Below are 24,645 nucleotides of genomic sequence, written 5' to 3' on the forward strand. Positions count from 1 at the left end.
CGGGGGCGTCAGACCATGAGCAGCAGCCGCGTGTTCGGTGCCAGCTTCCGGTTCACGCTGGTGCTCTGCACGAAGATGGTGAAGTCGTCGTTGTGGTCCGGCTTGACGCGGACCTCCGTGTCGGGCAGGCCGAGCAGGGCCCGGGCCTCCGGTCCCGTGTACACCTGGTCCGTCTTCTTCTCCAGCACCGCGATCTGCTTCCGCGCCTGAATCTTTTCCGACTTGCTCAGCTGGTAGAACGCACAACCGGTCCGGTAATTCTGCCCGCACTCGATGACCCATTCCCGGATCGCCGCATCGCGGGCCACGGGAATCAGCTGGTACTGCGACGGATCGACCGGGGTGAGACCGGCCGCGGCGATGGTTTCCTTGTTGACCACCTCGGCGCCGGTGGAGAACACCGCCTTCGATCCCCGGATGCCCTTGGTGCGGCCCATCATGAAGTTTTCGGTGGCCTTCAGGATGACCTGTCCGGCTTCCTCCAGGCCCTGTGTGCTCGTGGCGTCCCAGATGGCGATGTTGTCCTTGGGGAAGCCGCACTGCATGGCCTCGCGCTTGCCCATCTGGTCCGGCACGAGGACGGCCAGCGTCCAGTTGTCCTGCTGCGTTTCGATCATCGTGGCCACGGCCTGCACCAGGTCACGAGGGCTGCGGGAAGGGGCGTCCGGGCAGCGGTGACTCGCGTTCTCCTGCCCGTCGGTCAGGACGAACGTGAGGAAGCTGTGGTCGCCGTAGAGCTGGGCCGTCTGCGCGAGCTCCCGCTGCGACTTCAGCGTGGCCGCCAGCAGGGCCGTCATTCCCCCGGCCCGGTACAACTGCTTCAGGGACGGCATGCGCAGCACGTCCTTGTCGTAGATGACGCACTCCACCTTGTCCGCGAAGACGTACACCGTGACACGGGTTTCCTGGTCCAGTTCCTGTGACCGGCGGGCCAGATAGGCGATCTGCTGATCGGCGACTTCGACCACCTTGCGGCTCAGGTGCGACATGGACGAACTGGCGTCCAGCACGAGAGCGACGTGATTGATGTAGTTCTGCTTTCCGGACATGGCGGCTCCCCCGTTTTCCGATTCGATACCTCGATCCTCCCATCCACCACTGACAATCGATCTTGGAAGAGACCCGGGTCCGGATGCGGCGTTCGGGGACGTGCGCGTGGCCTCCTTGACCGGTCGGGCCGCCGCCCGCAGAGTCGGCATGCGGTGCCGTGACAGCGCCGCTCGACCCCGTCCCAGCCGGCTGCGCCGCCCAACGGCGGTGGACGGCCTCGACCCCCGGGAGTGACTGCGCTGATGGTCGTCGACCTCGTCGTGATCGGTACGGCCATCACCCTGGGCCCCCTGCACAACAGCGCCTTCATCCTGCTGCTCTCCTCGCGGCGTGGCGCCCGCAAGGGCCTGGCGTTCCTGCTGTCGTGGCTCGTCGACCTGGTGGCGGTCATCGCGTGCGTGCTGCTGCTGACCGGTGGCGTGCCCCCGGCACTCCACAGCGCGCCGTCGACCGCCGTGGCCTGCGCGAAACTCGTCATCGGTGCGGGGCTGGTGCTGTACGGCGCACACCGCCGCCGTCGCCCGCCCCGTCCGCACGGCCCGCCGCGCTGGACCGCCCGGGTGGACGGTGCCTCACTGGCCACGGCCGCCGGGCTGGCCTGGCTGCTCCAGCCCTGGGCGCTGGTCGGAGCCGGCGCCGCCACGGTCGTCGCCGCGGACCTCTCCTCCGTCGCCGACTGGCTGGCCCTGACCGGCTACTGCCTGCTGGCCACGCTCAGCCTCGTCGTCATGGAGATGTACACCGTCTGGGCGCCGCAGGCCGCGGGCGCGAAGCTGAACGCTCTGCGCAGCTGGCTCGCGCACCATCAGGAACAGCTGGTCATCACGCTCTCCCTGCTCGTCGGCCTGTGGCTGGTGGCGCGGGGCATCTACGATTTGGTCGCCTGACGGACGGCCGCGTTTCACTGCCTGCCGGGGCTCGTAGCCGTGGCTAGGCTCGGGTCGTGGGACAGCCCGAGCAGCGAGCCGAAGGCGCAGGACCGTTCACCACCCGCCTCCTCTGGAACCGCCCCGAAGGGGGAACGGTGGTGTGGGAGTCCCGGCCCGCGCGCAGGCGCGGGGCACTCTCGCTCCGCGGCCCCGGGGACGCGGTCACCCTGTCCGCGAGCGCCGACGCAGAGGCCCTCGGCCGCCTTCGCAGACTGAACGCCATTGCCTCCGGCGCGTTCGTCGTCGGAGGAGCGCTCTTCGCTCTCGGAGCCGCCGTGGCCCAGTTCGGCTCCGGCGACGCGCTCGTGAGCGCCTCGATCTTCTTCGCGGGCGGTCTGTTCTTCAACCTCGGGGGCTACACCTCGCTCCTGCAGGTGCTGAACGCGCCTCGCCACACACCGGGCAGCGGCCGACTGGCCACGGCCGACTGGAGGTGGTGGGGGTACGAGCCGATGCGGCTGGACTGGCTGGGCACGTTCGTGCTGTTCATGGGGACGCTCGTATTCGCAGTCAACCTGCTGGACTCCTTCCTCCAAGGGCTCACGGCCCAGCAGGTCAACCGGCTCGTCTGGACCCCCGACGTGGTCGGTTGCGTACTGTTCCTGGTTTCCGGCCATCTCGCGTTCGCCGAGATCTGCCACCGGTTCCGGCCCTGCCTGCGCTCGCGGAGCCTGGGCTGGTGGGTCGTCGCCGTGAACCAGCTGGGGTCGGTGCTCTTCATGGTGTCGGCGCTGGCCGCGTTCACCCGGCCGGCCACCGGAAGCCTGGTCAACTCCGACATCGCCAACTGGGGGACGCTGTCAGGCGCCCTGTGCTTCTCGGCCGGTGGCGTACTCCAGGCCTTCGAACGACCGTAGGCACCGACCGGCAAGGGGCCGAACCCCGTCACCAGGAACACCCGGCCGGTGCTGGTTCGGTGCCGGCTGGGGAGAGTTGGGCGCGTCCCGTTTCTGTTCGCCGACGATCACGGCGCGTAATCGTGTCCGGAAACGCGCCAAATCGCACACAGCGCCTACCGTGAGGAGGAAGGGTCAGTCCGCCAGTAGCTCGTCGCGAACCGGAATCCAGTTCAGGGCAGACCGGATGCCGTCCTCCAGGGACAGCTTCGGCGTCCACCCCAGCAGCTCGGCCGCCCGGTCGCTCTTGGTGTAGCCGCCGGCCACGTCACCGGGCCGTGGGTCGGCGTCGATGGTCTGCAAGGGCGTGCTGACGACGTTGTTGAAGGCATCGCACAGCTCGCGGACGGTGGTGCCGGAGCCGGTGCCCAGGTTGATCGCGATCGAGCGCTTCTCCTCCGTGAGGATGGAGTCGAAGCGCTGGATCGCGGCGATGTGTGCCGCGGCGAGGTCCCAGACGTGTACGTAGTCGCGGATGCCCGTGCCGTCGCGGGTCGGGTAGTTCGTGCCCGTGATCGGGAACGGGCGGCCCTCCTGGTGTGCCTGGATCAGTACGCCCAGTGCGTGGCTGGGCCGCTTGAGCTGGAGACCGGTGCGCAGCTCGGGGTCGGCGCCGACGGGGTTGAAGTACCGCAGCGAGAGCACGCGGGGCCCGGCGACGGCGATGTCGGCGAACATCTCTTCGCAGTGCGCCTTGGTCCGCGCGTACGGGCTTTGCGGGGCCAGCGGCGAGTCCTCGTTCACCGGTGAGCCGGCCTCGGCCTGGTAGATGGAAGCCGAGGAACTGAAGATGATCCGGTCGCAGCCGTTGCGGTGCAGGTGGCCGACAAAGGAAAGGCTCTTGGACACGTTCGCGTCGTAGTAGCCGATCGGGTCCGCGACGGACTCCGGCACCACGATCAGCGCCGCGCAGTGGACCGCGGCTGAGATGTCCGGGTGCTCTGAGAAGATCCGGTCCACCAGCGCGCCGTCCGCGATGTCGCCTTCGTAGTAGGTGCGGCCCTTGGTGAACTCGAGGCGGCCACGGACGAGATTGTCGAGGATCACGGGGGTGATCCCGGCATCCAGGCAAGCTGAGGCGACGGTGCTGCCGATGTAGCCGGCTCCTCCGGCGATGAGGACGGTTGTCACGATGATCTCTTCCTGGTCGATCCAGCCCAGTAGGCAACCAGCGGCCAGGCTAGCGGAGAGCGGGGCGACGCCGTCGCGGGTGCAACGGAAGGACGGACCCTCGGCGTAGGGAGCGGCAGCCTGCCAGTCGACGGGCTGGGACGGCCTGCTGCGTGGCTGACTCTCGGGCGTTTTCGGTCTGAGGACGTTCCCTATGCCGTGAGCTGCGTGAGCATGCGGGCTGAGTTCTCGGCGTGGAGGCGGGTGAAGTACTCGGTTCCGATGATTCGGTTCCGGGTCTTGTCCGGGAGGCGGGACAGGAGCGCGGGGAGCGGGCGTTCCCTGGCGACCTCGCTGCGGTGCGCGAGGATCGCGGACCACTTGCGGTCGAGCCACGGCCGGACGTCGACCGTCGCGGTGATCATTTCGTCCGGCAGGCTCAGGACCGACTTGTCCACCCCGGCGAGCAGCGGCCCCAGATCACCGAGGGCGGAGTGGGGGTGGGTAGCGGCGTACAGGGCCTTCGGCTGCCAGGGTTCCCCTGCGTCGGGGTAGAGCTGTTCCAGCCCGGCGGCGGTGAAGGCCAAGGTGGTTACGCGGTGGGTGTGGCGGTGGTCGGGGTGGCCGGTGAGCTGACCGTAGGCGTCGTGGGTCACCACGATCTCGGGCCGGAACTGCCTGATGTGACTCACGAGCCGCTCGATCACCTCGTCGAGTGGTGCGTCGCAGAGCCGTGGTCGGCTCGGGGCGGAGTCGGGGACACGGTGGTCGGCGTACCCCAGCATGCGTGGTGCGCCGGCACCCAAGGCCGCGACGGCATCGGCCAGTTCGGCGGCGCGGTGACTGTCGGGGGCCCAGGTGGAGGTGACGACGGCCGTCCGGGAGCCGGAGGCGGCGTGCTGTGCGAGGACTCCTCCGGCGACGAGGGCCTCGTCGTCGGGGTGGGCGAAGACGCCGAGCAGACTGGGCAGCGGCACGATTGCCTCCTGGGGCTTTTTCAGGACGGGCTTCACGGCCAGTCCGCTGGTGCTGGTGCTGGTGCTGGTGCTGGTGCTGGTACACGCGTGCCGGTGAGGTGGTGGGCGCGGCGAGGCGCGCTGGTGCCGATCCGGGTACCGGGAGGCAGATCGTCCAGGGTCGCGGGCGGTTGGCCGGCGGGCAGGACCAGGACGTCGCGGACGTCCTCGCGGGGCAGGACCACTCCGACCGTGATCCCGGGGTTCCGGTCGTGGGGGCCGGGGAGCTCCTTGGCGCAGGCGATGGTGGCCTCGACCCGGCCGTCGAGGAGGTGTTCGTCGGCGCGGCGGGTGAAGGCCCCTTTGCCGCCGATCTCCGCCAGCGGGCCGCGGTGTTGGTCGCCGCCAGAGGTGATCTTGAGGATGGTGAGGTCGATGTCGGGGTAGTGCGAACGGAAGGCCCGGCCTGATCCGTAAGACACCCCCTAGGCCGGGTGCCCATGCGGAAGGGCCTGGTCCTGGTGGTCGTGGTCATCGTGGATCGCTTTCACAGGAGGCGGCGCGGTGTGCGGTGGCCCGGAGACGCGCCAGTGCCTCCATGAGGGTCTGTGCGTGCAGTACGAGGTGGTGGAAGCCACCGGCGCTCCCGCCGCCGAACGGCCCGTTGGTCCAGGTGATCACCGTCCGCTGCCCCCTCCGCTCCTCGTGCCCTGCCCAACGCCGCGGCCGGCGGCACCGTCACGGTCCGGCCAGCTGACCACGATGCGAGCACCGGCCTTCTCGACGACGTCGCCCGCGGGGAGTGCGCTGTCGGGTGTGCCGGCGGGCACGATGGTCAGTGCGGGGACGGCGCGGCCGCGCAGTTCACGGTCCCAGGTGTGGACGGCGGCTGCCATGGTGTCCGCAGCGGCCCTGCCATCGGGGCCGAACCCCTGAACTCCGAACTCCCACGTGGATGCGCCGGTCGCGTCGTCGTGCTCGCGGCGCTCCACCATCAGGCAGGCCAGCGACCGGCCGGTGACGATGGCTTCGGCACCCACCCTCTTCGGCAGCCGTACGGGGCCGGGCCGGTCAGGGTCGCCGGTCACCCGGCAGAACCCGGTCAGTGAGGTGGCCAGCCACAGTTGCAGGTCCTCGAACGACTCGCCCCCGCGCACGGTCACCCCGGTCCAAACCTCCACCCGGTCAGCCGCAAGGGCCCGGTCCAAGCCGTCCACCGGGGCCGGCGGAGTGTCCTCCCACTGGATTGCGTAGCCAGTCTCCCCGAGCGGCACCGCCGTCTCGTCCCACCGGCCGATGCCCTGCATCGGCACGAACCCGCAGGGGCTGGTCCCGGTCGAGCGCAGCGTGCCGCCCCGGTGGCGCAGCCCGATGGCGCGGGTGAAGCCGCCGATCCGCAAGGGCAGGACCAGGTGCCCGCCTTCGGCCAGCTGAGCACGCCAGGCCCACGGCACGTCGTTGGCGGCGACCGTGACCAGGATGGCGTCGAAGCCCGCTTCCGGCAGCAGATGCCCGGGGGCTCCGTGGGCGCCGTCGCCCAGGACGGGCCGTGCTCGCTCCGCGTACCCGGTCTCGGCGAGGAACCGCTCGGTCCGGGCGTGTACGTACGGGTCGATCTCCATGCACACCACCGACCCGGTGGGCCCGACGAGTTCGGCGATCAGGCACGCGTTGTAGCCGCCGCCTCCGATCTCCAGCACCCGGTCTCCCGACCGCAGGCCCGCCCGGTCGAGCATGACGGCCTGCATCCCGGGCTGGGACACCGAGCTCGTCGGCCGGCCGGTGTCCTCGTCGAGCACGGTGGCGACGGCCTCGTTGGCGTAGGCGCGCCGGAGCGGCTGCTCGGGAAGGAACGCGTGTCGGGGGACGGCCGTGAAGGCCCGCCGGAGTTCGGGGGTGTCGGTCCGCCCGGCCTCGGTCAGGTCCCGCACCAGCTGCTCCCGCAGCCTGACGGCGGTCCGCGGCTCCCCGAACCTCAGCGTCACGTTCCCGGCGGGTCGTGGGGTGTGGTGCGCGGCCGGTACGCCGGGCAGCAGGCCGGGCCAGACGACGTTCAGGGCTTGGGCCGAGGCGGTGAACAGCGGTTGCGTCAGGCTCCGCAGCACGGGAAGGGCGTGCCACTCCCACCGCGTGACCAGCTCGGGCTCCCGCGCCGAAGGCTCGCCGGTGAACTCGGTGATCCGGGTGACCTCGGTGACGCGGGTGAAGCCGTGAGCGGCGTCGCACAGGGTGCCCAGCAGCAGCACCGCCTCCGGTCGCGCGGCCAGTCCCGCTTCCTCCTCCAACTCCCGTACGGCCGTGGCCTCGAACGCCTCGCCCGGCTCCACCTTGCCCGCCGGCAGCTCCCACATCGTGCGTGAGGGGTTCCAGCCGAGGAGGACCTGCCCGCGGCCGTTGGTGACGACGACCGCGACGCCGGCCATCGCGGCCGGCTTCGGAGTGCGCTTCTCCGCGTAGACGACGGCGCCGACCTTGGGCCGGCGCAGCAGCAGGATCGTGGAGTCGCCGGCTTCGACGCGTTCGGTGTGTACCCAGCCGTCGCGGAGCAGGTCGATCTCGGCGTCGTCCAGGCAGATTCCGCGCAGCTTCTCCGGGTGACGGTCGGCGTGCGGGGTGATGACGCACAGGGTGCCCTCGGGCTCCAGGAGCGCGGCGAGTTCGGCCACGGTGCGGGTGCGGTCGGGCAGGTGGGCCAGGGCCCGCCGCATGGTGATGACCCGGTACCCGCCGCCTACGGGGGCGATGGAGGCGAGGTCGCCGCCGGTGACGTCGAGCTGGTGGTAGTCGATCGTGTCCGACGGGGCGGCGGAGGCGCGCTCGACGGCGGCTTCGGCCCAGTCGACCGCGTCGACCCGGTACCCCGCTCCGGCGAGGAGACGGGCCAGTTCGCCGGTCCCGCAGGCGACGTCCAGCGCCATCGCCTCCCGAGCGTCGTCGGGGAGGGCAAGGTGTTCGCCGAGGACGGCCTTCTCGGTGTCGGTGAGCGCCCGGAAGTCGCGGCCGCCGTCGTAGTGGGCGTGCCAGTCCTGCATGGTGGGTGTGGTGCTCATGTGGTGCGTGCTCCTTCGGGGGTGTTCAGGGCTCGTCGACCGGTGCCGGAAAGCGGGTCATCCGCATCTCCGCAGCGTCGGCGGGTGTGGCGAGGAGGGGCGAGGGCCATGCCGTGGGCTTCCTCTTCGGGACTACGAGCGGTGGGCGGCATGGAGGCGGAGCAGGGTCCGGCGGCCGCGTTCGGCGACCTCGGGGTCGTCGTGGGCGCTGCCGTGGACGATGCCGGAAACGGCGTCGAAGGCCGACTCGCAGTCCAGGCGGAGCTCCTCGGCCGGCGTGAGCGGTCTGCCGTACCCGTCGAGGAATGCGGCGCGCAGGTCGGGCCGGCCGGTCCAGGTGTCGCTCAGGCGCACCATGTCCCGCGTGGCGGTGCCGTACTCCGACCGCTCGAAGTCGAACAGCCGAAGCCCGCCGTCCTCGGTGAGAAGGACGTTGCGGTACTGGAAGTCCCCGTGCGTCGGCACCACGACGGGCGGCGGCAGGTCCGCGTATGTGCGCGCCAGGGCGAGGACCAGATTCTCGTCCCCGTTCGCCAGGTACGGCCGGGCCGCGTCCAGTTGGTGCTTCACGTCGGCCGCAGCCGACGCCGGTTCGGCGGGCTGCTCCGGGGCGCTGCCGTGCAGGGCAGAGGTCAGGCGGCCCAACTCGTACTGGACTCTCACCTCGGAATCCGTATCGAGGACCGTGCCGTGCAGCGGCCGCCCCGCCAGCGAGGTGACGACGACGGCCAGCGCCGCGGTGTCGGCCGCGACGAGGCGGGGAGCCCCTGGGCCGAGCGCCGGCACCCACCTCCGGTACGCGGCCACCTCCCGCTCGTGGAACTTCGACCCCCGGTGCCGCTTGAGGTACCAGGTGCCGCCGCCGGAGTCGGTGATCCGCCAGACCCGGCTCCCGGTGCGCATCCAGGAGACCTCCACCGCCTCGGTGATCCGGCCGACGGCCTGCTCGGCGAACACCCGCAGCCGGTACGGCAACTCCACCCCTCCGATGGGCGGGCCGGGCAGGAGGCGGGTGCGGTCGGGGACGCCGGGGGCGTACCGGATCGGGTCGCCGGGCTGCTGGAAGTGCACGGCGGCGGGCAGCCCGGCGCGGTAGGCGTCCAGGCCCGCCCGGCAGTACGCCACCATCGGCTCCGCCAGCCCGTCCAGCGGGTACCAGCCCATGCCGTCGCACCGGTCCGGCTCCATCACCCGTGGCCGACCCGACCACCGCCGCACCTCGAAGAACACCCCGATCCGCGAAGTGGTGCCTACGGGAGGGCGGTGGTGGATGGTGGCCGCCGCGGTGACGTCCTCGGGGTCGATGAGTACGCCGGTCTCCTCGCGGGCCTCCCGGATCACCGCCTCGACCACGTCCTCGCCCGGGTCGAGGTGCCCGGAGGGCAGGTGCCACAGCCCGGACGCGTACACCGGCCCGGCGCGGCGGGACAGCAGCACCTCGGGGCCGTGCTCGCCGGTGCGGCGCAGGACGAGGTGGACGTCGACGGGCACGGTGTGCCGGGCGCCGCCGCTCACCGGCCCACGCACCCGCCGGTGCGTGCCGCGGTGGTGGGCACGTGTGCCTTGCGCAGCAGTGGCACGTCGGTATCGGTCATGCGCGGTCCTCGGCGGGAAGAGCGTCGTGGTCGCCGGCGGGCTGTGTGGGGAGGCCGTCGGCGAAGGCGGCGGCCTGGACGAGGTAGGCGTCGCGGAAGTCCCCGGTGCCGGTCTTCTCGTCCATCAGCTCCGCGAAGGTCCCCGACTCCGCGACCTGCCCGTCCTTCAGGACGTGGATCAGATCGGCGTGGCGTACGGAGTGCAGGCGGTGGGTGATCAGCACGATCGTCTGCCCGGTGTTCGCCGCCAGGGCCCGGATCTGGTCGAAGACCCGCTGCTCGGCGACCGCGTCCAGTGCGCTGGTCGGCTCGTCCACGATCAGGATCTCGGCCTGCCGGTACTTCGCCCGGGCGATCCCGACACGCTGCCACTGGCCGCCGGAGATCTGGTGCCCGCCCCGGTACCCGCGCGCCAGCAGGGTGCCCAGCCCGCGCGGCAGGCCGGCCAGAACCTCATCGGCCCCGGCGTACGCGGCGGCCTCCTCCACCGCGCGGTCGTCGATCGGCAGGCCGGACTCGCCGATCCCGACGTTGACGCGGAACGTGAAGGGCCAGTGGAAGAAGTTCTGCGACATCAGCGCGACCCGGGAGAACACCTGCCCGCGGTCCGCCGTCCGCGCGTCGACGTCGTCCCACCGGATGGTCCCGCCGTCCTCGTCCGGCAGGTACAGACCCGCGAGCAGTTTGACCACGGTGGACTTGCCCGAGCCGTTCTCACCCACCAGCGCGATGATCTTCCCCGTCGGGAAGGACACACTGACCTCCCGCAGCGTCGGCCCCGGCTCCTCGCCGCCGCTTCCGGGGTAGGTGAAGGTCACCTTCTCGAACCGGACCTCCCGCAGCCGCTCCGGCAGCGGCTCCCCGCCCGAGGGGATCGCACGGGCCTCGGCCTCACGGCACAGTCGCTCGTAGTCGGCGACGAAGAGGCTCTCCTGGTGCAGGTCGGTGATCTGCAGCACCAGGGAGTCCAGGCTGGAGGCTCCCGTCCGGATGGCCAGTACGGCCGTGCCCGCGACCGCGAGCTCCATCGCCCCGCCCCACAGCAGCAGACCGAGAGCCCCGTACGTGATGAGGGTGGCCACGCCGCCGGCGGCGTCGGCGACCAGGCCGATCCGTGCGGCCCGCCGGGCCAGCCGGGTCTGCTCCCTCTCGCTGGTCTCCGCCATGTTCCGGAAGTGCCCCAGGAGGAACGGGCCGACGTCGTGTACGCGCACCTCGGCCGCGGCCTCCTGCTGGGTCAGGAGCTGCCCCAACAGGTGCCCGGCACGCGCATGCTGGACGAAGGTGTGGAAGCTGATGTAGCGCTGCTTGGAGATCGTCAGCGAACTCCAAGCGCTCGGCAGGGTCATCAGCACCAGCAGCGGCAGCAGGACCGGGTGCAGGATGGTGAGGACGCCCGCCGCGGCGATCAAGGAGATCGCGGAGTTCAGAGTGTTGGTGCAGTAGCGGATCATGCGGCGGGCGGAGTCGGCCCCGTAGCGGGCCGCGTCCAGCAGCCGGTGGAACTCGTCGTCCTCCACGGCCGCGAGCTCCACCCTGTGCACCAGCCCCAGGTAGCGCTCGGTCGCCACCCGCTGCACCTTCGGCTCCAGCGTGCCGGTGGCCGCCGTGGACGCGGACCGCAGGAGCGAACCCAGCAGCGCCGTCACGGCCACGACGAGGAGCGCGGGCACCGCCCGGGCCAGCCGCTCGTTGGTGGTGCCCTCGGTGAGGAGGTGCCCGAGGACGCTGTTGACCGCGACCAGGCCGATGGCCTGGGTGATGCCGCGGCTGATCTCGGCGCCGAGGACGACCCGCAGGGCGTGGGCGTCGGCGAGGTGCGCGAGCCGCATGCCCGTGCCGACGAGCCGGGGCAGGCCCTTCGCCATCGCCCACAGGCCGAGCCCGAGCCAGGCGCCCTCGTGCCGGTCCCAGCCGATGTCGTAGGCGAGCTCGCCGCCGAAGAGGAGCCGCTCCGACTCCGACACCCCTGCGGTGCCGGATCCGGAAGAAGTCCTCTCGCTCATGCCACTCATGCCACTCACGCCACTCATGCTCCGCACCTCGTATCCGGTCGTGACCCACGGCGGCCGGCCGAGCCGTCAACATGGCGCCGCTCGCAGGGGCCGGGGCAGGGGGAGAGCGGCTGATGTTCGAATGGTGCAGGGGCTAAGCAGGTGGTGGGCGCAGGATTCACGACGTCCTCCTGATGGGCGCACGGTTGGTACTGGTGCTCCAAGAACGGCGCTGGATCGAGGTCGTCACGGCCGATTCGGGGGCAATTGGGGAACGCATGTTCTGGATCGTGCCAGTGGCCTTGGCGGGTCCGGGACGGTCGTCCTGAAACTCGCTCGAACAGGGATGCTCACCCGTGCGGGGGATTGTCTGCCGTGGCGAGGCGGCGTGTGGCGCGGCTCCCGGCGACGTTGAGCAGGTGCGGCGTACGGGCCACCCGGTCGCGGGCGCCGGTCCGTTCCGCACCACCAGGCCCGATGTCCGCTAGGTTCCGGCTCTGGCTCGTTCCGTGTACTGCGTATGTGAGAGGCCTTCACCGTGCTCGTCGCCAACACTCGTTTCAGCGTCCTGTCCGAGGACTTCGGCGCTGACCCCTACCGGTACTTCGCGCAGCTGAGGGAGCGGACTCCGGTGCACTACGAGCCGGCGATCGACAGCTACTTCCTCTCGCGCCACGAGGACGTGAAGCGGGTGCTGACCGACCATGACGCGTTCACCACCGAGACGCTTCAGGTGCGCGCGGAGCCGGTGATGCGCGGGCCGGTCCTCGCGCAGATGACCGGGGCCGAGCACACCGCCAAGCGGAAGATCGTCGTACGGGGCTTCACCGGGCAGGCACTCCAGGACCAGATACGTGCCATCCGCGCCAACGCCGCCGAGCTCATGGCTCCTTTCCTCGCCCGGGGCCGGATGGACCTGGTCAGCGATTTCGGCAAACCCCTCGCCGTCCACGTGACGCTGGACGTCCTCGGTCTGGAGAGACGGGACTGGCAGCAGGTGGCCGCCTGGCACGGCGGAGTCGCCGAGTTCATCACCAGCCTGGCCCTCACCCCCGAGCGCCGCCGTCACTGCCTGGACTGCGCCGAGCAGTTGGAGGCGTACCTCCTGCCCGTCATCGAACAGCGGCGCCGACACCCCGGCGACGACCTGATATCGAAGCTGTGCACTGCCGAGTTCGACGGCATCGCCATGAGCGATCGCGACGTCACCGCACTGATCATCAACGTTCTGGCGGCCGCCACCGAGCCCGCGGACAAGACCCTCGCCCTGCTCTTCAAGCACCTCATCGACCACCCGGAGCAGCTGGCGCAGGTCCGCCGGGACCCGGGCCTGCTGGCCGCCGCGATCGCCGAGACCCTGCGCCATACCCCGCCGGTCCAGCTCATCCCCCGTCAGGCCGAGGAGGACGCCGTGTTCGCCGGCGTCACCGTCCCGGCCGGGGCCACCGTCTTCTGCATGATCGGCGCGGCCAACCGCGACCCCGACGCCTTCACCGACCCGGACGCCTTCGACATCCACCGCCCGGACCTGGGCACCGCCCGCTCCTTCACCGCGGCCGCCCAGCACCTGGCCTTCGGTACCGGACTCCACCAGTGCGTCGGCGCGGCCTTCGCGCGCGCCGAGATCGAGACCGTCGCCGCCATGCTCCTGCCCCTGCTCGACGAGGTCCGTTTCAGCCCCGGCTTCCGCTACCGGGAGACCGGCCTGTACACCCGGGGTCCCCTCTCGCTGTCGCTGGACTTCACCCCCGTCCACCTCGGCGAAGGGGACCTCGGGCCCGCCCACAGGCACCTCTATTAGGATCTCCGTTCGGCCGGTCGAAGCCGGGTGGTGCACAAGGAAGTTGGGAGCCGCCATGGTGTCCGTGGGGGAAAGGCTGAGCAGAGCTCGCGTACGGGCCTTCGTCGGCCGGGACGAGGAACTCGGGCGCTTCGGAGAGGCTTTGGCCGGTGATCCGCAGGCGCCGTTCGCGTTCTACGTGTGCGGTCCGGGCGGCATCGGGAAATCGACGCTGCTGCGGCACCTGGCGGACCACGCCCGTGCGGCCGGGCGGCTGCTCGTCGAACTCGACGGCCGGTTCGTCAGCCGGGACCCGGCCGATTTCGAGCGCGCTGCCGGTCCGTTCCTGGATGTGCCGGGAACGGTCCTGTTCGTGGACTCCTTCGAGCACTGCCAGTGGCTGGAGGGCTGGCTGTGGCACCACCTCCTGCCCCGGGCCGCGGACGACACCCTGGTAGTCCTGGCCGGCCGGCGCGCTCCGCAGCCGCAGTGGACTGCCGACCCCGCCTGGTCCCGGCTCCTTCACGTGACCGAACTGGAGCCGTTCTCCGAGGAACAGGCCCGCAGCCTGCTGGTGGCGGCGCAGATCCGGCCCGAACTGCGGGACCGGGTACTGCGCTTCGCCGGAGGCAACCCGTTGGCCCTGTCGCTCGCGGCCGCGGCGGGATCGGAAGGCTGCGGCCGGGAGGAGATCTGGGCCCCCACGGCGGACGTACTGCGCACCCTGCTGGCGGGGCTGATCGGTGAGGTGCCCACGGCGGCCCACCGCCGCGCCCTTGAGGTGGCGGCGCAGGCCCATTCGACGTCCGAGGAGCTGCTCGCCGCGGTGCTGCCGGAAGAGGATGCCCATCTGCTCTTCTCCTGGCTGCGGGACCTGCCCTTCATGGAGTCCACCCACCGGGGGCTCCACCCGCACGACGCCGCACGCGAGACGCTCGCCGCCGACCTGCGCTGGCGGGCGCCCAACGCGTTCGAGGCGATGCGCCGGCGCCTCGCGGACGAGTACCTGCGCATACTGCGCGAGGCGCCCGAGGAGCGCGTGTGGACCGTCACCGACGAGCTCTTCTTCCTCTTCCGGGAGGGCGCCACCCTGGCCCGACTGCGGTCCTGGTCCCGTGAGGACGAGGTGCACGACCGTCCCCTGCACCCCGATGACATCGATGCCGTACTGCGCATGACCGAGGAGACCGAGGGAGCCGCCTCCGCGGAGCTGGTCCGGTACTGGACGCGGCGCCAGCCGCAGGCCTTCAGCGTCTACCGGCTCGTGAGCACGGGACGGATCGTGGCGTTCACGGCCCGGCTGGCCCTGCCGTCCCCGCCCGACCCCCAGGACCTGGCCACCGATCCCGTCGTCGCCGCCGCGTGGCGGTACACCGATTCCACCGAGCCGGTCAGCCCCGGCGAACACATCGGCGTCAGCCGCTTCTCGATCTACCCCGAGCGGTACCAAGTCCCCTCGCGCGTCATCGACTTGAGCAGCTCCCGGGCCCAGGCGGAGGCGGCCCGGGCCCGCGGGCGCGCGTACGGATTCGCCGTCTACCGGGACGCCGAGACCTGGGCGGAGCGCGTCAGGGGCACCCTCAGCGACACCGGGGCACGGCCGCGCGTCGGTGAGCACACGTACGGGCTGTTCGGCGTCGACTGGCGTCAAGTACCCGTGGAGTCTTGGCTCTTGCGATTCATATCCACCACCACCGACGAGCCGGTCCGGTCCGGACTGTCGCCCGTCTCGCGTACGGCGTTCGACCAGGCCGTGCGCGAAGCGTTGGCCCACTGGCGAGATACGGACGCCTTCGCGGCCTGCGCCCTGATGCGCGCCCGTCTCGCGGCCGACTTCGCCGATCCGGTGGGGGAGTTGCGTGCCCTGCTGCGCCAGGCCGTCGACGACCTCGCCCGTGACCCGCGCGGAGTACGCGCCCGCGAGGCCCTGGCGGCGGGCTACTTCTCCGGTGCGCCCACCCAGGAGGCCGCCGCCCGCCGCCTCGGCCTTCCGTACGGCACCTACCGCCGCCACCTGCGCCAGGGCCTGGACCTGCTCTCGGAAGCCTTGTGGCAGCAGGAGCTGCACGACCCCAGGTGACAACGGCAGTCGCGGGCCCCCGGCGGGACCGGCCGAACTGGCCGAACTGGCGGAACCGGCCGACCCCGGTGGACAGGTGCGGACACCAGTGGACACCGCCCCTGCCTGCCGGGCCTGGATAGTGGACACCGTCCGCGCCGAGTCTGTGCGCCATGAACGTTGCACACACGCAGACGGACCGGGCAGTACGCCGGACTCCCGGGCCGGGAGCGGTCCTCGCGGCGCTCGCCGCCGCCCAGTTCACCGTCATGCTCGCCACCTCGATCGTCAACGTGGCGCTCCCGCAGATCCGGGCCGGCACCGGGCTCACGGAGAGCGGGACCACCTGGGTGGTCAACACCTACGGCCTGGCGTTCGGGGCGCTGCTCCTGGCGGGAGGGCGGGTTGCCGACCTCCTCGGCCGCCGCCGGGTGCTGATGGCAGGGCTCGCCCTGTTCGCGCTCGCTTCGCTGGCAGCGGGGCTGGCCACCTCCGCCGGCGTGCTGATCGCGGCCCGTGCGGTGCAGGGTCTCGGGGCCGCCGCGATCGCCCCGGCCGCCCTCGCCCTGGCGATGGACCGGGCATCGTCCGGCCCCGAGCGCGGCAGGGCCCTGGGCGTGTGGGGAGCGGTCTCCGGCGCGGGAGCGGCGGGTGGCGTCCTGCTGGGCGGCGCGCTCACCCAGGCCTGGGGCTGGCCCTGGATCTTCCACTCGGTCGCGCTCGGAGCGGCGCTGGTCGTGGCCGCGGTGGCCGTACTCGTACCACGGGACGCAGGACGGGACACCGGACGGCAGGCCGGGCGGGACACCGGACGGCAGAGCGGGCGGTTCGACCTGCTGGGCACCGCCACCGTCACCCTCGCACTGACCGGCCTGGTCTGGGGCCTGACCACCGCACGCGGGGCCGGCTGGACAGATGCCCGGGTGCTGGGCGCACTCGGCGCAGCCGCCGCGCTGTTCGCGGCCTTCGCCGTGATCGAGCTCCGCCGGCCCGACGCGCTGATTCCGGCGCGTCTGTTCGCCACCGGCCGGGTCGCCGCGGGCAATCTGCTGATGGCCCTGCTGGGATCGGTATGGCTCGCCCTGTTCTTCTTCCTGCCGCTCTACCAGCAGCAGGTCCTCGGGTCGGGGCCCTTGGCCACGGGGGCGGGACAACTCCCGCTCGCCGTCGCCCATATGCTCGGCTCCGCCCTCGCTCCACGTGTCTCCCGGCGCTTCGGAGCCACCGCGACCGTGACCGCGGCCCTGCTGACCGAGGCCGCCGGACTGCTGTGGCTGTCGCGGATCAGCGCCGACGGAAGCTACCTGACGGACCTGCTCGGCCCGAGCGTCCTGGTCGGCCTGGGCCTCAGCATCGCCTTCGTCCAGCTCACCGCACTCGCCGTGGACGGCGTCCCGCGGGAGGACGCGGGCCTCGCCGGGGGACTGGTGAACACCACCCGGCAGGTCGGCGGAGCGATCGGCCTCGCCGCCCTGGCCACGCTGGCCGGCTCCGTCACCGCCGGCGCGTCCGCCGGTACGCCCCCACTGGAGGCCCTCACGGCCGGCTACCGCACCGCCTTCACGGTCTCGGCCGCGGTCCTGGCCGCCACGGCCCTCCTCGCGCTGTTCCTCACCCGCCCTACGAGTTCACGTACGCCGACCACCCCGACCACGCCGTCCCACCTCAAGTCCGTCGCCGAACAAGCTGTCTGAGCACACGTCACATCCACGAGAAAAGAGTCCAGCCATGACCACTGCGAAGCCGTACCTGACCGGCCACTTCACCCCCGTCGCCGACGAGATCACCGCCACCGGTCTCACCGTCGAGGGCACCCTGCCCCCCGAGCTGACCGGCCGCCTGCTCCGCAACGGCCACAACCCCAAGCCCGGCATCACCCCGACCCACTGGTTCAAGGGCAGCGGAATGGTCCACGGCATCCGCCTCAGCGGCGGCCGCGCCGAGTGGTACCGCAACCGCTGGGTGCGCACCCCCGCCCTCGACGGCGCCCCCTACATGACCGAGCACGGCCCGGACCTGACCGCGAGCGCCGCGGGCACGCACGTCATCGAACACGCCGGACGCCTGCTGGCGCTGTGCGAGGCGAACCTCCCGTTCGAGCTCACCCCCGAGCTGGAAACGGTCGGTGCCTACGACTTCGACGGAAAACTGCGCAGCGCGATGACCGCGCACCCCAAGGAGGACCCGGTGACCGGGGAGCTCCACTTCTTCGGGTCCTCGCCGTTCCCCCCGTTCCTGACCCACTACGTGTCCGACGCCAAGGGATCGATCACCCACAGCGCCGAGGTGCCGGCGGCGACCGCCGCACTCAAGCACGACTTCGCCCTCACCCGCCGTCACGTGGTCTTCGTCGAGGGCAACGTCACCTTCGACCACACGGAAGCCTCCGGCATCCCGTACAGCTGGAGCGACCAGCAGCCCGCCCGCATCGGCGTCATGCCCCGCGGCGAAGACGGCGCCCGGCACATCCGCTGGTTCTCCATCGAACCGGGCAACATGCTCCACGTCTCCAACGCCTACGAGGACGGCCAGGGCCGCATCGTCCTGGAAGGCCCCACCGTGGACCGCGAGGGCTTCCGGCTCTCCTGGAACTGGTGGGTCGGCGCGCCCGGGCGCGGCAGCGAGCCCGTCAGCCGCTCGTACACCCGCCGTTGGGTGCTCGACATGTCCGCCGGCACCGTCGACGAGCAGATCATCGACGACCTGCCGGTGGAGTTCCCGACCCTCAACGAGGACTACCTGGGCGCCGAGAACCGCTACCAGTACGCCATCTCCTTCCCGAACGAGGAGGGGCTCGGCGGCTACGGCGTCGTCAAGTACGACCGCGCCAGCGGTGCACGCCGCATCCACCAGGTGGGCGATGCCCGGATGCCCAGCGAGGCCGTGTTCGTCCCCGCCGCCGATGCCACGTGCGAGGACGACGGCTATCTGCTGACCGTGGTCTCCGACCTCAAGCAGGACGCCTCGCAGCTCCTGGTGCTTGACGCCTCCGGCCTCGAGCGGGTCGCCACCGTCCACCTTCCCCACAGGGTGAGCGCCGGACTCCACGGCTCCTGGATCCCCGACGGCGCCCTGTAAGGCGCCACGGGCCGACCAGGAGCAGGAACCTGCCGGAGCCGCGGCACCTCGCGGCTCCGGCACGGCCCCGATTCCGCACCGGCCGAGGCCCGTAGACGACCGGAGAAGGCGGACATGACAAGCAGTCGTACTTGAGGCGGAGCGGACTACCCGCGGCTCGGGCGGTGTTCGCGGCCTTGCGGAGGGATTCCGGAGCCGAATTTCGGCCAACTGCCCGGATTTCGCGTGGTACGGGAGAGGGACCAGGGACGGCTCTTCCAGGGGATTCGGCGACGCCCTCCGATGCAACACAGTGGGCACACCAGCGATTTCACCGGAAGAAGGACGGCATGCCTCCCATGAAACGCCTCGCACCGCTGCTCGCCACCGTCGGGCTCGTCGCCACCTCCCTGCCCCTGCTGACGGCTCCCCAGGCGGCCGCCGCCCAGACCCCCGGCTACATGCGCCAGAAGCCGGCCTGGCACCGCTGCAGCCCCGACCAGCCGGTGACGTACGAGTGCGCGACCCTCAAGGTGCCGCTCGACTACCAGCACCCCGAGGGGCGCACGCTCGACCTCGCGATATCCCGGATGAAGAGCGAAAACCCCGGAAAGCGGCACGGGGTCCTGCTCTTCAACCCGGGCGGTCCCGGCACTCCCGGGCTGTTCCGGCCGATGGTCCTGAACGCGGAGATGCCCAAGGACGTACGGGACCAGTACGACCTCATCGGCTTCGACCCGCGCGGGGTCGGCAAGAGCAGCCCGATCACCTGTGGCGGGCTGAGCCAAGCGGAGCAGGGCATCGGGGGCGCGTACCGGCCCGAGACCTTCCCCTCGGACGTGGCCTGGGCGCGGGGCATCGCCGACAAGTGCCGGGAGAAGTCGGGCGACGTCATCCCGCACATCACCACCCGCAACACGGCCCGCGACCTGGACGTGATCCGTGCGGCGCTCGGCGAGCGGAAGATCTCTTACCTGGGCTACTCGTACGGGACCTACCTCGGCGCGGTGTACTCCCAGATGTTCCCGCAGCGCACCGACCGCTTCGTGCTGGACAGCGCGGTGGACCCGCAGCGCGTCTGGCGCGGCATGATCCAGGTATGGGCCACCGAGGCGGAGCCCGCCTTCGCACGGTGGACGCGGTGGGCTGCCGAGCGCTCGGACCGGTACGGGCTCGGCACCACGCCCGAAGAGGTGTCCGCCACCTTCTGGGGCCTGGTGGCCCGGGCCGACCGGGATCCGATCGTCCACAACGGGCAGAAGGTCACGGGTGACGATCTCAGGGCCGACCCGTCGCTGTTCGCCTCCCCGTACGGTGCCTCGGCCGTCGTCAAGTTCCTCAAGTCCTTGGCCGAGAACGGGCCCCGGCCGACGGACGGCGACGCGCCGGATCTGAAGCAACTGCTCGCGGGCTCCCGGACCTCCGGGCCGAACGCCTCCGCGCCGAACACCGCGGCGGCGGGGCCGGCAGCCGCCTCCGAATCCGTTGACGGGGCCACGCCCGCCTACTGGTCCGTCGTGTGCGGGGACACGGACGCCTGGCCGCGCGACCCCGATCAGTACGCGCGGGACGCGGTGCGGGACAAGGCGAAGTACCCGCTGTACGGGGACTTCGCGTCGAACATCAAGCCGTGCGCCTTCTGGCAGCGGCCCGTCGAGCCCCCGACGCCCATGAAGACCCGGGCCGACGTACTGACCGTACAGAACGAATGGGACCCGATAACCCCGCTGGCCAGCGGCCAGGGCCTGCACCAGGCGCTCAAGGGCTCGCGCATGGTGCTGGCGCTGGGCGGCGAGAAGCACGGTGTGTACCTCTCCGACCCGGCTTCCTGCGCCGACGTCACGGTCAACAAGTACCTCGCCACGGGCCGGCTGCCCGCCGCAGACGTGACCTGCCAGGACCCGCCGCCGTTCCCCTAGGGATGCCGAAGCGCGGTGCTGACGGCCTGGCTCCGGCCGGACGAAGGTCGCCTACGGCCGCGACCCGCCCTGGAGGCGGCCGGTCAGGACCAGGTCGCCGTCCGGGGTGCGCCGTGCGAGTGCGCCGGTGCGGAAGTAGCCGTCGGCGGTGAAAGAGCGTGCGTTGTGGTCGGGAGCCCGGTAGTAGCCCCGCAGGGTGTACGGGCCGCGGGCGAGGAGTTCGCCGGACTCCCCGTCGGGCACGTCCTTGCCGTCGGCGTCGACGATGCGGATCTCATCGTCGGGCGAGAGCGGGCGGCCCTGCGCGGTGGGCACGGTCCCGTCCGGATCGGTGGGCCGGGTGAGCGTGAGCAGCCCCTCGGCCATGCCGAAGACCTGCTGGAGGCGACAGCCCAATTCGGGGCCCATCCGCTCGGCGGTCGTATGCGGCAAGGGCGCGGCGCCGCCGATCTGCACGAGTCGCAGACTGCTCAAGTCGGCCTTGGCCGTGGGAAGTACGTCGAGCCAGTCCTGGGCGGCGGCGGGCGTCACGGACGTGATGGTGACCCGCTCCCGTGCGATGGCCGCAAGGCATTCGGAGGGGTCCGGGTTCTCGGCCAGGACGACGGTACCGCCGACGGACAGCGTGCCGACGATGCCGGGGCAGCCGAACGCGAGGTAGGACTCGGCGGGCAGCGCGGCGAGATACACGTCCTTCTCGGTGAGGGACACCAGCTCGGCGGCTGCCCGCGCCTGGTAGGCGTAGTCGTTGTGCGTGCGCGGAACGAGCCTGGGCACCTCGGTGGCAGCGCCGGAGAGCAGGAAGAACGCCACCTGGTCGGCGCTCTGCGCGGGCGTCGGCCCGGGCGGGGAGTCGAGGGAGCCCAGCGGGAAGTAGTGGCAGCCCGCCGGGTCGGTCGAGAAGCCGCCGTACGGGGACGACTCGCCCGGGGCCTCGAAGGTGAACACCCGTCGCAGGAACGGCCCTTGGGCCGCGATGTCCGCGGCCATCGCGGTGTGGTCGAAGCCCCGGTACGTCGAGGGACCGACGTAGCCGACGGCCTCCGTGATCCGCACGACATGAGCCACCTCGGACGCGCGGTGCGAAACGGGACAGAGCACCGGGACCGCGCCGATCCGCATCAGCGCGAACACGGTGGTGACGAACTCGGGCACGTTCGGCAGCTGGACGACGGCCCGCTGCCCGGGCCGCAGGCCCCGCAGTCGAAATCCGGCGGCCATGCGGTCCACGCGCCGGTTCAGGCCCGCGTACGTGATGCGGGTGCCGCCGCCGTGGACGAGCGCGGTCCGCGGTCCGTACTGCTGGGCCCAGCCGCGCAGCAGGTTGTCCAGGGTGTTGCCACGCCAGTGCCCGGCCGCCCAGTAGCGGTCGGCGAACTCCTCGGGCCAGGGCGTGCAGCCGGCGAGCATGGATGCCATTCGTTTCCTTCTGTCCCGTTCCTGGGACAAGCCAATCCCTCACCACCCGCATGTGCAATGCGCCTTCCCCACCACGAAGGCCGCACGCGATCAGCGGAAAGTCCAATCAGGGACTGCGGACCAGGGGGCTACGACCAGAGCCGGAACCGTTCCCAGCCCTCGTCCGCGGTCCGTTCGTAGCGCAGGCGGGTGTGGACGCGGTTCTTCGCCGCCTGCCAGAACTCCACCTCCGCCGGAGCCAGGGTGTAGAGCGTCCAGGCGGAGTCGACGAGCGACGGCGCCTGCTCGATCAGGGCCAAGGACTTCGCCAGGGCGTGGTCGCGCTCCGCGGGGTCCGCCAGGTACTGGCTCTGGCGGGACAGGAGCGATTCGGCGCGGGCGGTGGCCGACCGGGCGAGGAAGTCGGAGGCGTTGTCCTCCGCGGATCCCGGGGCGACGGTCCCGCGCAGACGCACCTGCCGGCCGTGCTCGGGCCAGTAGAAGGTGAGCGCCGCCCTCGGGTGGACGGCCAACTGGTGCCCCTTGGGGCTGAAGCAGTGCCCGGCGAACTGCCATCCCGAGCCGTCCACCCCCTTGAGGATCAGGACCCGGGCGTCCGGATCGCCGGCCTCGTCGACGGTGGACAAGGTCATCGCGTGCGGATCGCGCAAACCGTCCGCCACGGCGTCGGACAGCCAGGACAGGAACAGCTGAACGGGCTCGGCCGGAGCCCGCTCCGGCTCGAACTCCGGAAGCGGTCCCGCGAACACCTCTAGGCCCCGCAACCACCCGCTGACGGTTCTGCCGTGATCGCCATCGCCATCGCCCACAGGGACCCGCCTCCTCCGCGTCGAACCTCTACAGTCCATCCTGCATCTGCGGCCGATGTTCGACAATCACCTGGCAAATGCTTGGCCGATGGCCTGAATCTCGCGGCGAGTGAGCAGGGGAGATATTGGAGGTAGCGACAACAACGGGTCCGGGCGGTGGCCGGGACGCACAAAGCCCCTGCGTGCCGAACACCGCTGATCGGCATGCAGGGGCGGCGCCATCAGCCGTGCAGCAGCCGCGTCCAGTCTTCGGGGACCCGGTCGGCCGGGCCGGGGGCCGGTTGGTCCGCCGGGTGGGCGGACGGCGGGGTCAGCGCGGGCCCGGACTCGTACAGGGCGTCGGTGTCGTAGTTCCAGAACCACTCCTCGCCCGGCTCGAAGCTCTGCACGAGCGGATGGCCGGCGGACTTCCAGTGGGCCGTGGCGTGCTGGGCCGGGGAGGAGTCGCAGCAGCCGATGTGGCCGCACTGGGCGCAGCGGCGCAGGTGGAACCACCAGCCGCCCACCGCGTTGCAGTCGGCGCAGCCGGTTCCGGCGGGCGGGACGGTCGGGTCGATTCCGTTGATGTCTTCGGTCATGCCGGCTCCTGGGCGGTCTCGGATTCGGGGGCGGTCAGCGGCAGCAGCACCTGGAACCGGGTGTCACCCGGTGCGGACTCGACCTGGAGGCTGCCGTGGTGCTTGTTGACCGCGATCCGCCAGGAGATGTCGAGGCCGAGACCGGTGCCCTCGCCGACCGGCTTGGTGGTGAAGAAAGGGTCGAAGATGCGGCTGCGGATGTCCGCAGGGATACCGGGCCCGGTGTCGCGGAACTCCACCAGCAGCCGGTCGCCCTCGCGTGCCGTGCGGACCGTCAGCGTGCCCTCGCCGCCGGTGCTCCCGATGGCGAAGACGGCGTTGTCGATGATGTTCGTCCACACCTGGTTGAGCTCCGCCGGGTAGGCGGGCACGTCCGGCAGGGAGCGGTCGTAGTCCTTGACCACCCGCACCCCTCGGCCGATCTTGCCGGACAGCATCAGCAGGGTGCTGTCGAGGAGTTCGTGGATGTCGACGACCCGGTGCGGGGCGCGGTCGAGCTGCGAATACTGCTTCGCCGCGTCCACGAGGTGGGAGATGCGGGTGGTGGAATCGTTGATCTCGTCCATCAACAGCTCGGTCTCGACCGTGTAGTTGAGCCAGCCGATGGCTCCCGGCAGGATGTCCTCGGCCACGGTCGCCGCGACCTGCTCCAGCCAGTCCGTGTCGAGCCCGGCCTGGACGAAGGTCGGCGCGATCCGCCAGCCCTCCTGGATGCCGTGGTCATCGAGCCAGTCGGTGAGTTCGTCCTCCCGGTCGGAGGCCTCCAGAGGACTCAACACCGGTGCCTTGGCCACGCGTTCGGCGGTGCGTTCCTGGATCTCGATGAGTTCGGCGAGCGCCTCGCGCGAGTAGGGGCCCTGGGCGATGACGGCCAGCTTGTGCCGCATCTTGCCCACCCGTTCCCGCAGCGTCGCGGTGGCCCGTACGGCCGCCGCGGCCGGGTTGTTGAGCTCGTGGGTGAGACCGGCGGACAGCGATCCCAGCGCCAGCAGCCGTTCGCGCTGGCCGATGGCCCGCTGCGTGTTCCTCGACCCGAAGAACAGTCCCTCCAGGAGGTGCGCGGCCATCGGGAACCAGTCCCGCATGATGTCCGCGAACGACTCGGCGGGCAGTACGAAGAACCGCGTCGGCTCCGTCACCCGCATCGAGTTGGTGTACGTCTGCGGCACCTGGTCGCCCAGGTAGGCCTGCATGGCTCCCGCGTACACGCCGCGCTGCGAGGTCCGGCTCACCTCGACGTCGTCGCCGCCGACCCGGCGGGACAGTACGACGGTGCCCTCGATCATCACGTAGAAGCAGGTGGCCGGGGCGCCCTCGGTGTAGACGGGGCCGACGTCGAACCGCTCCACCCGCCCCTCGGCGCACAGCCGCCCGAGCTGCTCCGGGGAGAGCTTCTCGAACAGGAACAGCGAGGAGATCTCCTGCGGACTGCAGGGCATGAACC

At 71.3% G+C, this 24,645-nt stretch carries 18 protein-coding genes; 7 read left to right on the plus strand and 11 right to left on the minus strand.

Annotation, left to right across the window (positions count from 1 at the left end; all coding sequences use genetic code 11):
- Nucleotides 1-8 precede the first annotated feature (8 nt).
- Entirely contained in the window at nt 9-1,049 is a 1,041-nt protein-coding gene (locus tag ACIQU4_RS07515) for a vWA domain-containing protein (protein WP_387282260.1), read from the minus strand.
- Nucleotides 1,050-1,292: 243 nt separating this feature from the next.
- Here ACIQU4_RS07515 and ACIQU4_RS07520 point away from each other — a divergent pair, with 243 nt between their 5' ends.
- Nucleotides 1,293-1,937 (plus strand): GAP family protein, encoded by a 645-nt coding sequence (locus ACIQU4_RS07520; RefSeq protein ID WP_403727721.1) that lies wholly within the window; start codon nt 1,293-1,295, stop codon nt 1,935-1,937.
- A gap of 56 nt (nt 1,938-1,993) precedes the next feature.
- A complete protein-coding gene (locus ACIQU4_RS07525; protein ID WP_403727056.1) occupies nt 1,994-2,836 on the plus strand; it encodes a hypothetical protein in 843 nt (280 codons plus the stop codon).
- Between the two features lie 174 nt (nt 2,837-3,010).
- Here the strand turns inward: ACIQU4_RS07525 and galE are convergent, their stop codons facing one another.
- The 6 genes from galE to ACIQU4_RS07555 form a co-directional block, all read right to left on the minus strand.
- The gene (gene galE, locus ACIQU4_RS07530) at nt 3,011-4,006 is read right to left on the minus strand and encodes a UDP-glucose 4-epimerase GalE (RefSeq protein ID WP_403727057.1); all 996 of its coding nucleotides are present in this window, start codon (nt 4,004-4,006) and stop codon (nt 3,011-3,013) included.
- A gap of 191 nt (nt 4,007-4,197) precedes the next feature.
- Nucleotides 4,198-4,962 carry a PIG-L deacetylase family protein gene (locus ACIQU4_RS07535; RefSeq protein ID WP_403727059.1) on the minus strand — a complete coding sequence of 255 codons (765 nt, stop codon included), beginning with the start codon at nt 4,960-4,962 and terminating at the stop codon, nt 4,198-4,200.
- 32 nt (nt 4,963-4,994) lie between these two features.
- Nucleotides 4,995-5,423, minus strand: coding sequence for a hypothetical protein (locus ACIQU4_RS07540; protein ID WP_403727061.1), 429 nt, complete (start codon nt 5,421-5,423; stop codon nt 4,995-4,997).
- 195 nt (nt 5,424-5,618) lie between these two features.
- Nucleotides 5,619-7,991, minus strand: coding sequence for a methyltransferase, FxLD system (fxlM, locus tag ACIQU4_RS07545; protein WP_403727063.1), 2,373 nt, complete (start codon nt 7,989-7,991; stop codon nt 5,619-5,621).
- A 132-nt stretch (nt 7,992-8,123) separates the two neighbouring features.
- Entirely contained in the window at nt 8,124-9,506 is a 1,383-nt protein-coding gene (locus ACIQU4_RS07550) for a phosphotransferase (protein ID WP_403727065.1), read from the minus strand.
- Nucleotides 9,507-9,582: 76 nt separating this feature from the next.
- Nucleotides 9,583-11,592, minus strand: coding sequence for an ATP-binding cassette domain-containing protein (locus ACIQU4_RS07555; RefSeq protein WP_403727067.1), 2,010 nt, complete (start codon nt 11,590-11,592; stop codon nt 9,583-9,585).
- A 526-nt stretch (nt 11,593-12,118) separates the two neighbouring features.
- Between ACIQU4_RS07555 and ACIQU4_RS07560 the strand changes: the two genes are divergently transcribed.
- The 5 genes from ACIQU4_RS07560 to ACIQU4_RS07580 all read left to right on the plus strand — a co-directional run bounded on the left by ACIQU4_RS07560 (nt 12,119) and on the right by ACIQU4_RS07580 (nt 20,395).
- Nucleotides 12,119-13,381, plus strand: a complete 1,263-nt coding sequence (locus ACIQU4_RS07560; RefSeq protein ID WP_403727068.1) for a cytochrome P450, cyclodipeptide synthase-associated — start codon at nt 12,119-12,121, stop codon at nt 13,379-13,381.
- A 64-nt stretch (nt 13,382-13,445) separates the two neighbouring features.
- Nucleotides 13,446-15,440 (plus strand): ATP-binding protein, encoded by a 1,995-nt coding sequence (locus ACIQU4_RS07565; RefSeq protein WP_403727070.1) that lies wholly within the window; start codon nt 13,446-13,448, stop codon nt 15,438-15,440.
- 152 nt (nt 15,441-15,592) lie between these two features.
- Entirely contained in the window at nt 15,593-17,113 is a 1,521-nt protein-coding gene (locus ACIQU4_RS07570) for an MFS transporter (protein ID WP_403727072.1), read from the plus strand.
- 34 nt (nt 17,114-17,147) lie between these two features.
- Complete coding sequence (locus ACIQU4_RS07575) at nt 17,148-18,497, plus strand: carotenoid oxygenase family protein (RefSeq protein ID WP_403727074.1); 1,350 nt, start codon at nt 17,148-17,150, stop codon at nt 18,495-18,497.
- A 329-nt stretch (nt 18,498-18,826) separates the two neighbouring features.
- Nucleotides 18,827-20,395, plus strand: coding sequence for an alpha/beta hydrolase (locus ACIQU4_RS07580; protein ID WP_403727075.1), 1,569 nt, complete (start codon nt 18,827-18,829; stop codon nt 20,393-20,395).
- A gap of 51 nt (nt 20,396-20,446) precedes the next feature.
- Here the strand turns inward: ACIQU4_RS07580 and ACIQU4_RS07585 are convergent, their stop codons facing one another.
- The 4 genes from ACIQU4_RS07585 to ACIQU4_RS07600 form a co-directional block, all read right to left on the minus strand.
- Entirely contained in the window at nt 20,447-21,814 is a 1,368-nt protein-coding gene (locus tag ACIQU4_RS07585) for a (2,3-dihydroxybenzoyl)adenylate synthase (RefSeq protein ID WP_403727077.1), read from the minus strand.
- Between the two features lie 128 nt (nt 21,815-21,942).
- Nucleotides 21,943-22,563 (minus strand): pyridoxal 5'-phosphate synthase, encoded by a 621-nt coding sequence (locus tag ACIQU4_RS07590; RefSeq protein ID WP_403727079.1) that lies wholly within the window; start codon nt 22,561-22,563, stop codon nt 21,943-21,945.
- Nucleotides 22,564-22,844: 281 nt separating this feature from the next.
- Nucleotides 22,845-23,201 (minus strand): UBP-type zinc finger domain-containing protein, encoded by a 357-nt coding sequence (locus tag ACIQU4_RS07595; protein WP_403727081.1) that lies wholly within the window; start codon nt 23,199-23,201, stop codon nt 22,845-22,847.
- Nucleotides 23,198-24,640, minus strand: coding sequence for an ATP-binding protein (locus tag ACIQU4_RS07600; RefSeq protein ID WP_403727722.1), 1,443 nt, complete (start codon nt 24,638-24,640; stop codon nt 23,198-23,200). Before ACIQU4_RS07600 ends, ACIQU4_RS07595 begins: the two co-directional genes overlap by 4 nt.
- Nucleotides 24,641-24,645 lie beyond the last annotated feature (5 nt).

The sequence above is a fragment of the Streptomyces sp. NPDC090741 genome (genome assembly GCF_044769045.1).
In the GTDB taxonomy this organism is placed as follows: domain Bacteria; phylum Actinomycetota; class Actinomycetes; order Streptomycetales; family Streptomycetaceae; genus Streptomyces.

What these genes read in the sequence shown, in the direction of transcription:
- ACIQU4_RS07515 (WP_387282260.1), bottom strand. Translation starts at nt 1,049, where the DNA reads ATGTCCGGAAAGCAGAACTACATCAATCACGTCGCTCTCGTGCTGGAC.
- ACIQU4_RS07520 (WP_403727721.1), top strand. Translation starts at nt 1,293, where the DNA reads ATGGTCGTCGACCTCGTCGTGATCGGTACGGCCATCACCCTGGGCCCC.
- fxlM (WP_403727063.1), bottom strand. Translation starts at nt 7,991, where the DNA reads ATGAGCACCACACCCACCATGCAGGACTGGCACGCCCACTACGACGGC.
- ACIQU4_RS07555 (WP_403727067.1), bottom strand. Translation starts at nt 11,592, where the DNA reads ATGAGCGAGAGGACTTCTTCCGGATCCGGCACCGCAGGGGTGTCGGAG.
- ACIQU4_RS07570 (WP_403727072.1), top strand. Translation starts at nt 15,593, where the DNA reads ATGAACGTTGCACACACGCAGACGGACCGGGCAGTACGCCGGACTCCC.
- ACIQU4_RS07575 (WP_403727074.1), top strand. Translation starts at nt 17,148, where the DNA reads ATGACCACTGCGAAGCCGTACCTGACCGGCCACTTCACCCCCGTCGCC.
- ACIQU4_RS07580 (WP_403727075.1), top strand. Translation starts at nt 18,827, where the DNA reads ATGCCTCCCATGAAACGCCTCGCACCGCTGCTCGCCACCGTCGGGCTC.
- ACIQU4_RS07585 (WP_403727077.1), bottom strand. Translation starts at nt 21,814, where the DNA reads ATGGCATCCATGCTCGCCGGCTGCACGCCCTGGCCCGAGGAGTTCGCC.
- ACIQU4_RS07595 (WP_403727081.1), bottom strand. Translation starts at nt 23,201, where the DNA reads ATGACCGAAGACATCAACGGAATCGACCCGACCGTCCCGCCCGCCGGA.
- ACIQU4_RS07600 (WP_403727722.1), bottom strand. Translation starts at nt 24,640, where the DNA reads ATGCCCTGCAGTCCGCAGGAGATCTCCTCGCTGTTCCTGTTCGAGAAG.